This is a genomic window from Mucilaginibacter pankratovii (assembly GCF_014773265.1).
Taxonomy (GTDB): domain Bacteria; phylum Bacteroidota; class Bacteroidia; order Sphingobacteriales; family Sphingobacteriaceae; genus Mucilaginibacter; species Mucilaginibacter pankratovii.
Genome location: NZ_JACWMY010000004.1, coordinates 199575 through 213114 on the forward strand (window position 1 = coordinate 199575; position 13540 = coordinate 213114).

The window sequence follows — 13540 nt, forward strand, 5'->3', positions numbered from 1 at the left end:
ATTAACAATGAATGAGAAGCCTAACCTAATTGTTGACCTGACTTTTGCTTTTTCTCTTAAGATAATAGAGTTCACAGAAAAACTGGAAGCACAAAGGAAGTTCAACATGGCTAATCAGTTATTTAGAAGCGGCACATCGATAGGTGCAAATGTTTGCGAAGCACAGGGCGCACAGAGTAAGGTTGATTTTAAACATAAATGCAAAGTGGCTTACAAGGAAGCGGAAGAAACAAGATACTGGTTAAGATTATGCGAGAAAGCAGACAGTTATCCGTTTGAGCCAGCAATGTTAAATGACATAGAATCGATAGTTAAAGTGTTAGGAAAGATAATTTCCTCGACCAATTAGCAGATGTGCAAATAACAAGAAAGAGAAGAATATTAAATAGACAAATAACCAATTAAACATAAATCTGCATATCTGCACATCTAAAATCTGCATATCTAAAAATTTGCACATTTGAAATCTGCACATCTGCACATCAAAGCGAAGCGCATGCTATATTACCTGTTTAGCTATTTAAATAAAAATTACAGTATCCCGGGTGCGGGGGTATTTCAATACCTCACGTTCAGGATGGCTATGGCGGTAATTGTATCGTTGCTCATCACTACGGTTTATGGCCGCAGGCTTATCGATTATTTGCGCTTTAAGCAAGTTGGCGAAACCGTGCGTAACCTGGGTTTAGAAGGGCAGATGCAAAAATCGGGTACGCCTACCATGGGGGGTATCATTATTTTGCTGGGTATACTGGTGCCCACTTTATTGTTCGCCCAATTAGATAATATCTACATCATTATGATGCTGGTGACCACCGTTTGGTTGGGTGGTATTGGTTTCTTAGATGATTATATTAAAGTATTTAAAAAGAACAAAGAAGGATTAGCAGGCAAATTTAAGATCACCGGGCAGGTTGGGTTGGCGCTGTTTATTGGTTATACCATGTACTTTAACAGCAATATCACCATGCGCCAGGAAGTAAAGCTGCCGGTAAAATATGATGTTCCGGTTGGTTTTCATATGCGTGGTGATAAACAGGTTTACACCCAGGATATAAAATCTACCAAAACTACCATGCCGTTTTATAAGAACAACGAGTTTGATTACGGCAAGGTACTGAAGTTTATAGGCCCCGGTTACGAGCACTATGCACTAATGGTATTTATGTTTTTTACCATTATCATCATTACGTTCATATCCAACGGTGCCAACCTCACCGACGGTATCGACGGGTTGGCGACGGGTACCTCGGCTATTATTGGGTTAACGCTGGCCATACTGGCGTACGTATCGGGTAATATCATCATATCCGATTACCTCAGCATTATGTATATCCCCAACTCGGGTGAACTGGTAATTTTTGCCGGTGCATTTGTTGGTGCCTGCGTAGGCTTTTTATGGTACAACGCTTACCCGGCACAGGTGTTTATGGGTGATACCGGCAGTTTGGCCATCGGCGGCATCATCGCGGTGTTTGCCATCGTTATCCGCAAGGAATTACTGATACCTGTTTTATGCGGAGTTTTTGTGGTGGAGAACATGTCGGTTATTATACAGGTGGGCTGGTTTAAATGGACAAAAAAGCGTTTTGGCGAAGGCCGCAGGGTGTTTTTAATGGCACCCTTGCATCACCATTACCAAAAGAAAGGCTTCCACGAATCGAAGATCGTGACGCGGTTTTACATCATCTGCATTATGCTGGCCATTATAACAGTGATAACGCTTAAACTTCGTTAGAAATAAGAAGTTAGAATCAAGACAAAAGAATAAAGACAAAAAATTAACGTGAGCGAACAGAACAACATATCAGCAAAAAGGCTCGCCATTCTCGGCGCTGGTGAAAGCGGTGTGGGTGCGGCGTACCTGGCTCAGCAGAAGGGTTATGATGTTTTTGTTTCTGATTTTGGGGCGATAGCGGATAACTACAAAAAGCAGCTGCAGGATTGGAACATCCGCTTTGAAGAAGGCGGCCATACTTACGAGGAGATACTCAGCGCCGTTGAGGTGGTGAAAAGCCCGGGGATCCCGGATAAGGCACCTATAGTGAAGAAGCTGATAGAAGCCAATATCCCGGTGATATCCGAGATAGAGTTTGCAGGGAGGTATACCGATGCTAAGATGATCTGCATCACGGGCAGTAATGGTAAAACTACTACCGCAAGCCTTACTTATCACATCCTGAAGGATGGCGGGTTGAATGTTGGGCTGGCAGGTAACATAGGCAAAAGCTTTGCTTACCAGGTAGCTACCGAAAGTTACGAGTACTACGTGCTGGAGATAAGCAGCTTTATGCTGGATAACATTTACCACTTTAAGGCGGATATAAGTGTGCTGTTAAACATTACACCCGACCACCTGGACAGGTACGATTACAAACTGGAGAATTATGCCGCATCCAAATTCAGGATAACGCAGAATCAAACCGCAGCAGATTATTTTATCTACTGCGCCGATGATGCTGAAACGCTGAAAGTAATGGAAGGCAAAACGATAGCCGCGCAGCAGCTGCCCTTCTCCATAGAAAAAACGATTGAAACGGGAGCATATCTCGATAAGGACAATATTGTCATAAACATACACCAACAACATTTTCAAATGTCGATCACCGAACTGGCCCTGCAGGGTAAACACAACCTTTACAATTCAATGGCATCGGGTATTGTAGCAAAAGTGCTGGAGTTGCGCAACGAAACAATGCGCGAAAGCATGGGGAATTTCCGCAATATCGAACACCGTTTGGAGTTTGTTGCCAAAATTTCGGGCATTGCTTTCATCAACGATTCTAAGGCTACCAATGTAAACTCTACCTGGTACGCGCTGGAAAGCATGAGCAGCCCTGTGGTTTTGATTTTAGGAGGTGTAGATAAAGGTAACGACTACAGCATGCTGAAAGAGCTGGTAAGGCAAAAGGTAAAGGCGATAGTATGTTTAGGTAAAGATAACAAACGCATCCACGATGCTTTTGAAGATGATACCGAGATCATTGTAAACACTGGTTCAGCATCAGAAGCCGCGCAGGTAGCATATCACTTAGCCGAAAAAGGCGATACGGTATTGTTATCACCGGCGTGTGCAAGTTTCGACCTGTTTAAGAATTATGAGGACAGGGGCAGGCAGTTTAAAGATGCGGTGAAGGAACTGTAGGTTTAGAAGCAAGACATAAGAATCAAGAAAGAATAAGTAAATCGGTGGAATCGAATTAAATCGGTGAAATCATTATAAATATGGAAACGCCAGACAACACAGCAAATCAAAAACCTTCTCTCCTGGGAGTCGGGGGCCTGCTCGCCAATGTAAAGGGAGACCGCTGGATATGGCTTATCGTCATCATGCTGTCGATGATCTCTATGCTGGCGGTGTATAGTTCAATTGGTACGCTGGCGTATACCAGGGGCGTGGGGGTGGAATCTATTTTGATGAAGCACATGTTCATGATCATTGCGGGGATCATCCTGATGTATATTTCGCACAGGCTGGATTATAGGTACTATGCCGGTATCTCCAAGATCCTGATGATCATTACCATACCCTTGCTATTGTTCACGTTGTTCTTTGGGTCGCACATTAACCATGCAAGCAGGTGGCTACCCATACCGGGTACGGGGCTTAGCTTCCAAACATCCGATCTGGCCAAGCTGGCGCTGATCACCTACCTGGCACGTATATTATCGCGCAAGCAGGAGAATATTAAAGATGTTAAGCAATCGTTTATCCCTATCATGGGTTCGGTATGCGTCATATTTGCACTGATCGGTCCGGCTAACTTGTCGACAGGCCTGATGCTTTTTGGTGTAAGTATCTTGCTGCTCATTATGGGCCGTATCAGCGTAAAGCAGATAGCTGTGGTATGCGTAGCAGGCATGTTCCTGCTTACGGCGATGCTCTTCTTGGGCTCGCGCCGTGCTACACACATATCCAGGGTAAAAGCATTTTTTCACCCCGAACTGGCCGATCAGGATAAATTGTTCCAGGGAAACCATGCCAAAATTGCTATTGCAACCGGCGGCTTCTTTGGCAAAGGCCCGGGCCGCAGTACCGAGCGTAATTACCTGCCGGAGGCATTCTCCGATGAGATCTTCGCCATTATTGTAGAAGAGTACGGTTTATTTGGCGGTATTGTGGTGATCAGCATCTACCTGTTCCTGCTGTATCGATGTATAAAAATAGTAACAAAGGCACCCAAGGCATTTGGCGCGCTGCTGGCGGCAGGCTTAAGTTTTAGCTTAACCATACAGGCATTTGCCAATATGGCGGTGGCGGTGGGTTTGGGCCCGGTAACAGGTGTATCGTTACCGTTGGTAAGCATGGGTGGTACATCCATATTGTTTACCAGTATAGCGTTCGGTATCATATTATCGGTAAGCAGGGATATTGATGAACCGAAGAAAGTAGTAGTAGGGGAGATAAGGGAAGCGTAACCCCCAACCCCTGAAGGGGGAACAGAAGTTTAAGAAATAAGATATCGATGAGCAGGAACCAGGACATAGCAAACAACCCAAAACTCCCCCTTCAGGGAGTTAGGGAGGCTAAGCTCCCCCTTCAGGGGGCGGGGAGGGCTCGCCGTATCATCATTAGCGGCGGCGGTACAGGCGGGCATATCTTCCCGGCTATTGCTATTGCTAATGCCTTGAAAAAGCTCAACCCTGCTACCGAGATTTTATTTGTGGGAGCCAGTGGCCGTATGGAAATGGAAAAAGTTCCGGCTGCCGGTTACGAAATTATTGGTTTGGATATTCAGGGATTGCAACGCAAGTCTATCCTTAAAAACCTGATGTTCCCGATAAAGCTGCTGGGTAGTGTGCGCAAGGCCGTTAAGATCATCAAAGATTTTAAACCCGATGCTTGTGTTGGCGTGGGTGGTTATGCAAGCGGCCCGCTGTTGTACGCGGCAGGTGTGATGGGCATCCCTACTTTGATACAGGAGCAAAACTCTTACGCGGGTATCACTAATAAATGGCTGGGCAAAAAAGCCAAAAAGATCTGTGTTGCTTTTGATGGTATGGAGAAATTCTTCCCTGCAGGTAGGATCATTAAAACAGGTAACCCAATCCGTAAGGAATCGGTAGATATTGCGGGCAAGCAAATGCAGGCGCTGGAGTTGTATAAACTTTCATCGCGCAAAAAAACGATACTGGTAACGGGCGGCAGCCTTGGTGCCGGCACTTTAAATAAAAGCATCATGGCAGGCCTTGATAAAATTATTAAGGCCGATGTACAGGTGATATGGCAAACGGGTAAGTTTTATTACAAAGGCATCAAAGAGCAACTGGGCGATAACATCCACCCTAATATTTGCGTGGTGGAATTCTTAAACCGGATGGACCTCGCCTTTGCCGCTGCGGATGTCATCATCTCGCGCGCCGGTGCAGGTACTATTGCCGAGCTGTGTGTGATAAAGAAACCGGTGATACTGGTGCCCTCGCCAAACGTGGCGGAGGATCATCAAACCAAAAATGCATTGGCCCTGGTAACAGAAGATGCCGCTGCATTTGTGGCCGACCGCGATGCCGAGTTAAAGCTGGTTGATAAAGCATTGGAACTATTGAACGATAAAAATTTGCAAAAGAAATTAAGCGATAACATTGGCAGGCTGGCCATGCCCAATGCCGATGAAGTTATTGCGAAAGAGGTTATCCAAATAACAAACAACAATTAGATCTGGCTAATCCCCGTAGAACGCGGGGATAGCCTTTTTTTAAACGAAAGAAAATGGAACTAAAAAACATACAGCGGGTTTACCTGGTAGGCATAGGCGGCATAGGCATGAGCGGCCTTGCGCGCTACTTCCATCATTTGGGTTGTGTTGTATGTGGATACGATAAAACCAGCACACCCTTAACCGATGCCCTGCATAACGAAGGCATCCGCGTGGTGTTTGAGGACCGGCTGGATTGGATCCCGATGAGTTTTCAGCAACCTTGCGATGGCACCTTGGTGATCTATACACCAGCCATCCCAAAGGATTCTGAAATACTGAACTATTTTAAAACCAAAGGGTTCGATCTGCAGAAACGCTCGCAGGTATTGGGTATCATCAGCAGGGGCATGTTCACCATAGCCGTGGCTGGTACCCATGGTAAAACCACTACCTCCTGTATGATAGCGCATATCCTGAAGGATTCGGGCAAAGATTGCTCGGCGTTTTTGGGCGGCATATCATCAAACTATAATACCAATGTGCTGTATGGCAAAAATGATATTGTGGTGGTAGAGGCAGACGAGTACGACAGGTCGTTTTTAACCCTGAGTCCGGATATTGCCATCATCACCTCCATGGATGCCGATCATTTGGACATCTATGGCGACCATTCGCACCTCGAGGAATCGTTCAGGCTGTTTGCCTCGCAGATAAAACCGGGCGGCATGCTCATCTACAAAAAAGGCTTGCCGCTGGCCGAAGGTTTTACCTATACGGTAAACGGCGAAGCCGGCGCAATGGGTAGCAATATCCGTATCGAGGATGGTAACTTCCATTTCGATTTTGACAATGGCTCAACTGCTATCCCAAATATCAGGATGGGGATTGCGGGCCTGCACAATATCGAAAACGCAGTAGCGGCTATCGAAGCATCTTTACGATTAGAGATCTCGGGCGATGCGATCCGCGAAGCCCTGGGTTCGTTTAAAGGCGTAAAGCGCAGGTTCGAGTACATCGTAAGGAATGAGGCGCATATCTATATTGATGATTATGCGCACCATCCGGAGGAATTGCGGGCGGCCATTACGTCGGTAAAAAGGCTTTATCCGGATAAAAAACTAACAGTGATGTTTCAGCCGCATTTGTTTACCCGCACCCGCGATTTTGTGGACGGCTTTGCCGAAGTGCTGGATATGGCCGATGAACTGTTGATGCTGGAGATTTACCCCGCCCGCGAATTGCCGATACCGGGTGTAGATAGCAACATGGTACTGAACCTGATGAAGCTGGAAAACAAGCGCCTTGTTGGCAAACAGGAAAGCCTCGACATCATCAAAAATGAAAAGCCCGAGCTGCTGTTAACCGTAGGCGCGGGCGATATAGATACATTGGTAAACCCTTTAAAAGAGATTTTAGCACATGTTTAAGAAACGTATTTGGAAACCACTTTTAATTGGATTAGGCTGGACATTCAGCCTGGCCGGTTTGGTGGTGCTGATGAGTTTCATATCCGTAAAGAAAAGCGAGGTGGTTTGTTCGGCCATTAAGGTTTATATACCGGGCAGCCATTATTTTATAGACAGGCAGGAAGTTGATCATATTTTGCAAATGGACAGCCATACACTAATTGGCCGCCGGATTGAGAATATCGACCTGCATGACCTGGAAACCAAGCTGAAGAGTAATCCTTTTATAGAATCGGCCAAGGTTTATGCCGATATGGATGGCGTAATACAGGTAGAAGTGAGCCAGCGCCAGCCGATATTAAGGGTGATGAACCGTTTCGACCAGGATTTTTATGTTGATCAGCATGGCTTAAAGATGCCGCTATCGCAAAACTTTACCGCGAGGGTAATTGCCGCCAATGGTTTTATTGATGAGCTGTTTGCTAACAAGGTAGACTCATTACATACAGCATTGGCCAAAGATCTTTTCAAAACGGCAGATTTTATCCGGAACGATTCGCTTTGGGATGCGCAGATAGCACAGATCTATATCAACAAAGATCATGAGATAGAATTGATCCCCCGAGTAGGTAACCAAAGGATCTTATTGGGAACCGCGGATTCATTGGAACTACGGTTTGGTAACCTAAAAGCCTTTTACAAAAAGGCCCTGCCCATGGTTGGTTGGGATGCTTATAAGGTGATCAATATCAAATACAATAACCAGGTAATAGGGGTTAAAAACCAGAGCCTGGTAGATTCCTTGAATGCGGCGAAAGAAAAGGCTAAGCGCGCCTCCGAAGATTCTGCCCGTGCGGTAAGGATTAATGTGGTGAAAAGTGAGCCGGTTGTTGCCGAGCCCATAGTTAACGAAGTGGATAACCCTGCGGACGAAAAGCCTGCTGAAAATAAACCTGTTGAAAACAAACCGCTTGCCATAAAGCCGGCAGAGCATAAAACGGTTGAAACCAAGCCAGTGGTGCATAAAACAATAGTGCCCAAACCGGTGGCGCATAAGCCCCCGGCAGCAGAGGATGTAATTGCCAGTTACGTGGCAAGCAAAAAGCCGGCACATAAGCCTGCAGCCAAAAAAGCTGATAAACCGGCAGAGAATAAACCGGCAGCGGCTAAGCCGGTGGTAAAGAAAGCCGCAGAGAAGAAAACCGATAAAAAGACATCTATTAAAAAATAACAATATGGACAAAAGTTCAACACAAGAAAAAAGTTCGCCAATTGTAGTGGGGCTGGATATTGGCACTACTAAAATTTGTGCTATTGTTGGTCGCCGAAGCAAAAACGGCAAAATTGAAGTGCTGGGTATCGGCAAAGCCGAATCGGCGGGTGTTACGCGCGGCGTGGTATCAAACATCGATAAAACGGTGCAGGGTATTACCCAGGCAGTAGATGTGGCCGGCGCGCAATCAAACGTGGAGATAAGAATAGTGAACGTAGGTATTGCCGGCCAGCATATAAAAAGCTTGCAGCACCGCGGGCTGATAACCCGTAAGGACCTGAACACCGAAATAGGCCGTAAGGATATAGATAAACTGGTTGAGGACATGTACAACCTGGTAATGCCCCCGGGCGAGGAGATCATCCACGTGTTGCCGCAGGAATTTACGGTAGACAGCGAACCGGGCATCAAGGACCCTATTGGTATGGCAGGAGTGCGTTTGGAAGCTAATTTCCACATTATCTCCGGCCAGGTTACGGCTATCAAAAACATTGTAAAATGCGTTACCAAGGCACAACTCGAGAGCCAGGAACTGATACTGGAGCCGCTTGCATCCTCTGAATCGGTATTGAGCGATGAGGAAAAAGAAGCCGGTATCGTATTGGTTGATATCGGTGGTGGTACAACGGATGTGGCCATCTTCCATGAAGGAATTATTCGCCATACAGCAGTTATCCCTTTTGGTGGTAACAGCGTTACCGAAGATATCCGCGAGGGTTGCTCGGTTATGCGCAACATCGCGGAGCAACTAAAAGTAAGGTTTGGTTCGGCACTGGCAGAAGAGAATAAAGAGAACGAGATAGTTTGTGTACCCGGTTTACGCGGCCGCGAACCCAAAGAGATCTCGGTTAAAAACCTGGCCTTTGTAATACAGGCCCGTATGGAGGAAATTATAGAGCACGTTTACTACGAGATAAAATCATCAGGGTACGAAAAGAAACTGATTGGTGGTATCGTAGTAACAGGTGGTGGTGCCCAGTTAAAGCACTTAACCCAGCTGATAGAGTTTGTAACCGGGCTGGATTGCCGCATAGGTTATCCTAACGAACACCTGGCCAAAAATGAAAGCCTGCCTAAGAATGTGTATGAGGATCTGCAGAGCCCGACATTCGCCACCGGTATAGGCCTTCTGATAAAAGGAATCCAGAAAATGGAGTACAACGGAATAGTACAGGCAGAACCGGTAGCGGCCAAAATAGAAAAAGCAAAGTATACCGACGACCGTAAATTTGGCCTGCTGGGCAAAATATTAGAGTCGGGTAAGAAATTTATTAAGGATGATATCAAGGACGAGGACTTTTTGAAATAGGAAAAAAGCCCCTCTCCTCTGGAGAGGGGTTGGGGTGAGGCTTGGTGAGTTAATTTTTATGCACATTAATTAACTTTTCCACATAGTACACATTTGTGGAAAAACCCTGTGGAAAAACCCCTATCATTACATTAAGGAATTCTATCTAATCATCAATCCACAAACAACTGAAAAACAAGGATTATGCAGTTTGAGATGTTAAAGGAAAAATCGGCGATCATCAAGGTAATTGGTGTTGGCGGTGGTGGCGGCAACGCTGTTAACCACATGTACAGGCAAGGTATCAAGGGTGTCGACTTCATTATATGTAATACCGATGCACAGGCATTGGAGCTTAGCCCTATCCCCAACAAGGTACAATTGGGCGCAAGCTTAACCGAAGGTATGGGCGCAGGCTCGATACCCGAAGTGGGCAAAAACTCGGCAATCGAGAATATCGACGATATCAAACAGATGCTCGGTTCAAATACCAAAATGCTGTTTATTACAGCAGGTATGGGCGGTGGTACAGGTACAGGCGCAAGCCCTATCATTGCCAAAGCCGCACGCGAACTGGATATTTTAACGGTAGGTATCATCACCACTCCGTTCTCATTCGAAGGCAAACGCCGCCGGATGCAGGCCGAGGAAGGTATGGAAGAGCTGAAAAAGTACGTGGATTCGTTCCTGGTGATCTCTAACGACAGGCTGCGCCAGATCTTTGGTAACTTAACCATGAGCTCGGCATTCGGCCAGGCAGATGATATTTTAACAACTGCCGCAAAAGGCATTGCCGAGATCATCACCCTGCCCGGTTATATCAACGTTGACTTTAAGGATGTGCGCACCGTAATGAAAGACAGCGGTGTATCTATCATGGGGAGCTGTACTGCCGATGGCGAGAACCGTGCTTTAAAAGCAGTGGAAGGCGCATTGGCATCTCCATTATTAAAAGATAACGAAATTGAAGGTGCACGCTATATCCTGCTGAATATCACTTCGGGCGAAAACGAAGTGACAATGGATGAGGTGACCATCATTACCGATTACATACAAGAAGAAGCCGGTTTGGCTGCAGACCTGATATGGGGTAATTGTAAGGATGATAATTTGGGCGAAGCCTTATCGGTTACCATTATTGCAACCGGTTTCCAAACTAAGGACGAGCGCGAGAAAGAGCATAGCAATAAAAAGGTGGTGAGCATGTTAATGCCCGAGCCTGCACCGATGGTAAAACCGGTTAACGAGTTTATCAATGCCGTAAAACCTGATGCGGAGATGGCTGCACAGCCTTTCATGAAAATGAAGGATGCGCCTAAGCAAACCGGTTTGTTCGATCTGTTTGCGAAAGCAGAAGAGCAGGATAAAGCAGAGCAACGCGAAGTTGTACGTTTTAACTTAACCGAAGAAGAGCCGGAAGAGGTTGCCGAAGAACCACAGGATGAATCGGGCTTTACCTTTAAGATAACCGAAACGGTGATGGACTTTACCCCGCCGCCGGTAGTTGAGGAAAGGAAACCTGAGCCGGAGCCGGAACCTGTTGTAAACGCGGACGAAAACAAAACCGACGAATCGATAGAAGAGCAGCTGCGTAAATCGCGCGAGCGTATCATGCGCTTAAAAGATCTGAGCATGAAACTGCGTAACGGAAATATCCAGGAGATGGAGAATGTACCAGCCTACAAACGAAAGGAAGTAGCGCTACAGCAAACCCCGCAGTCGGACGAAAGCCAGATCTCCAGGTTCTCCTTAATGACCGATAGCGATGGTAAAACAGAAATAAAGAACAACAATTCTTTTCTGCATGATAACGTAGATTAGTTTTTGGTTCATGGATCATAGTTGATGGTTCATAGTAAAAAGAAAGAGGTGCGTATTCGTGCCTCTTTTTTTGTTGATAGTGGTTTGGAACGCCATGCCACTATTACTTTTGAATTAACTACTTTGAACTATAAACCATCGCCAACAAAAATCTTACTATGAACCATAAACCATCACCTATGAACCCCTCAGTTATAAACTATCATAAAAAGTAATAACGTTTGATAGGGGGCGTTTTATGGGTATATTTGCAATAAAATATAATTACCATTAAAGGATTTGCAATTTGGATCTGTTTGATAAAATAAATAAAAACATGGGCGGCCCGATAGGGCAGCATCAGAAATGGTCGCACGGGTATTTTTCGTTCCCGCGCCTGGAGGGGGAGATACATCCGCACATGATGTTCAATGGCAAAGAACACCTCGTTTGGAGCCTCAACAATTACCTTGGTTTGGCTAACCATCCCGAAGTAAGGGAAGCAGATGCCCAAGCCGCTGCCGACTACGGAATGGCCTACCCGATGGGTGCCAGAATGATGAGCGGAAATACCAAACACCACGAAGAGCTGGAGAATAACTTGGCCGAATTTGTGGGTAAGGATGCAGCCTTTTTATTGAATTATGGCTACCAGGGGATGGTATCTATCATAGATGCACTGGTAGACCGTAACGATGTTGTTGTTTACGATGCCGAGTCGCACGCTTGTATTGTAGACGGTGTTCGCCTGCACATGGGTAAACGTTTTGTGTACCAGCACAACGATATCGAAAGCTGCGAAAAGCAGCTGGAACGCGCTACGAAGCTGACAGAACAAACCGGCGGCGGCATATTGTTAATTACCGAGGGTGTTTTCGGCATGTCGGGAGCGCAGGGTAAGCTTAAAGAGATCATCGCGCTAAAAGAAAAATATAATTTCCGTTTGCTGATAGATGACGCACATGGTTTTGGTACCATGGGCCCAACCGGTGCCGGCACGCACGAGGAGCAAGACTGTATTGAGGGTGTAGATGTTTACTTCGGTACCTTTGCAAAATCCATGGCGGGGATAGGCGCTTTTGTAGCATCTGATAACGAGATCATCAACTACCTGCGCTATAATATGCGCTCGCAAACCTTTGCCAAAGCATTGCCTATGCCAATGGTATTGGGCTTAAAAAAACGTTTTGAGTTACTTAAAACCAACCCCGCACTGCGCGAACAGTTATGGGTAATTGCCAAGGCCCTGCAAAATGGCCTGGTGGAGCATGGCTTTGATATCGGTATTACCAATACCATGGTTACCCCGGTTTTCCTGAAAGGCGAACTGAACGAAGCGACCAGCCTCACCATGGATCTGCGCGAGAACTATAGCATCTTTTGTTCCATTGTGGTTTATCCGGTAATCCCTAAGGGCTTAATTGAGTTACGGTTGATACCTACCGCCATGCATACTTTAGCGGATGTAGAACGTACGCTGGATGCCTTTAGCGAAGTTGCGGAGAAGTTGAAGGCAGGTTATTACAAAGAGAATAAAATGGCTATAGCTTAATTTATCGCTATAAGTTTGTATGATATATTTAGAAAACCCCGCGTAGTTGCGGGGTTTTTCTTTTATAGCGCATAGCGGTGCTTGTAAAACAATAAGCGACTAAGGAAAGGTTACAATCTAAGTTGATGTGTTTTTGATTAAATTAATTTCATTTGAGTTAATTTATGGCCCGATGTTTTAATTGGAAGTGAATGCGTGACTTTTTTGCCTGAGATTTTAATGCCCCCTTTCAATCCCTGCAGGCTAAAAATGTGGAAAAAACCACTTTTAAGGCACTATTTTTATCCTTTTTAAATTTTTATTTAAAAAAAATCCTTTAGATTAGCTTTAATTTAAACAATAAACCTCAAAATTTAAAAGAAGTTCACAATGAAAAAATTTACTGAAGTAAAAGAGCTGGTTGCATCCCTTGAAGCTGATGCCGACAAATTTTATAACAAGGGCAACAGCGCAGCGGGCACTCGTGTTCGTAAAGGTATGCAGGACCTTAAGAACTTAGCTCAGGCTATCCGCCTGGAAGTTCAGGAAGCTAAAAACAAAGAGTAATCTCCCCCGAGAAAAAATTGTTTACTTCATTAAAAA

Annotated in this window: 11 protein-coding genes; all 11 read left to right on the forward strand. The window is 45.5% G+C overall.

Features of this window, described 5'->3' with window-relative positions; genetic code table 11:
- The first annotated feature begins 7 nt into the window (after positions 1-7).
- The 11 genes from IDJ77_RS09390 to IDJ77_RS09440 all read left to right on the forward strand — a co-directional run bounded on the left by IDJ77_RS09390 (position 8) and on the right by IDJ77_RS09440 (position 13504).
- A complete protein-coding gene (locus IDJ77_RS09390) occupies positions 8-349 on the forward strand; it encodes a four helix bundle protein (RefSeq protein WP_191188687.1) in 342 nt (113 codons plus the stop codon).
- Positions 350-496: 147 nt separating this feature from the next.
- Positions 497-1738, forward strand: a complete 1242-nt coding sequence (gene mraY / locus IDJ77_RS09395; RefSeq protein ID WP_191188916.1) for a phospho-N-acetylmuramoyl-pentapeptide-transferase — start codon at positions 497-499, stop codon at positions 1736-1738.
- 48 nt (positions 1739-1786) lie between these two features.
- Positions 1787-3145: a UDP-N-acetylmuramoyl-L-alanine--D-glutamate ligase gene (gene murD / locus IDJ77_RS09400; RefSeq protein ID WP_317174322.1), complete on the forward strand. Its 1359-nt coding sequence runs from the start codon at positions 1787-1789 to the stop codon at positions 3143-3145.
- Between the two features lie 80 nt (positions 3146-3225).
- Positions 3226-4419: an FtsW/RodA/SpoVE family cell cycle protein gene (locus tag IDJ77_RS09405; protein WP_191188688.1), complete on the forward strand. Its 1194-nt coding sequence runs from the start codon at positions 3226-3228 to the stop codon at positions 4417-4419.
- Between the two features lie 47 nt (positions 4420-4466).
- Positions 4467-5657 carry an undecaprenyldiphospho-muramoylpentapeptide beta-N-acetylglucosaminyltransferase gene (gene murG, locus IDJ77_RS09410; protein ID WP_191188689.1) on the forward strand — a complete coding sequence of 397 codons (1191 nt, stop codon included), beginning with the start codon at positions 4467-4469 and terminating at the stop codon, positions 5655-5657.
- A 53-nt stretch (positions 5658-5710) separates the two neighbouring features.
- On the forward strand, positions 5711-7066 hold the full coding sequence (murC, locus tag IDJ77_RS09415) for a UDP-N-acetylmuramate--L-alanine ligase (RefSeq protein WP_191188690.1): 1356 nt from the start codon (positions 5711-5713) through the stop codon (positions 7064-7066).
- Positions 7059-8276 (forward strand): cell division protein FtsQ, encoded by a 1218-nt coding sequence (locus IDJ77_RS09420; RefSeq protein WP_191188691.1) that lies wholly within the window; start codon positions 7059-7061, stop codon positions 8274-8276. Before murC ends, IDJ77_RS09420 begins: the two co-directional genes overlap by 8 nt.
- Before the next feature lie 4 nt (positions 8277-8280).
- Positions 8281-9627 (forward strand): cell division protein FtsA, encoded by a 1347-nt coding sequence (gene ftsA / locus IDJ77_RS09425; RefSeq protein WP_191188692.1) that lies wholly within the window; start codon positions 8281-8283, stop codon positions 9625-9627.
- A gap of 183 nt (positions 9628-9810) precedes the next feature.
- Entirely contained in the window at positions 9811-11427 is a 1617-nt protein-coding gene (ftsZ, locus tag IDJ77_RS09430) for a cell division protein FtsZ (protein ID WP_191188693.1), read from the forward strand.
- A 286-nt stretch (positions 11428-11713) separates the two neighbouring features.
- Positions 11714-12958, forward strand: coding sequence for an aminotransferase class I/II-fold pyridoxal phosphate-dependent enzyme (locus IDJ77_RS09435; protein ID WP_191188694.1), 1245 nt, complete (start codon positions 11714-11716; stop codon positions 12956-12958).
- Positions 12959-13327: 369 nt separating this feature from the next.
- On the forward strand, positions 13328-13504 hold the full coding sequence (locus IDJ77_RS09440; protein WP_128531787.1) for a histone H1: 177 nt from the start codon (positions 13328-13330) through the stop codon (positions 13502-13504).
- Positions 13505-13540: the final 36 nt, after the last annotated feature.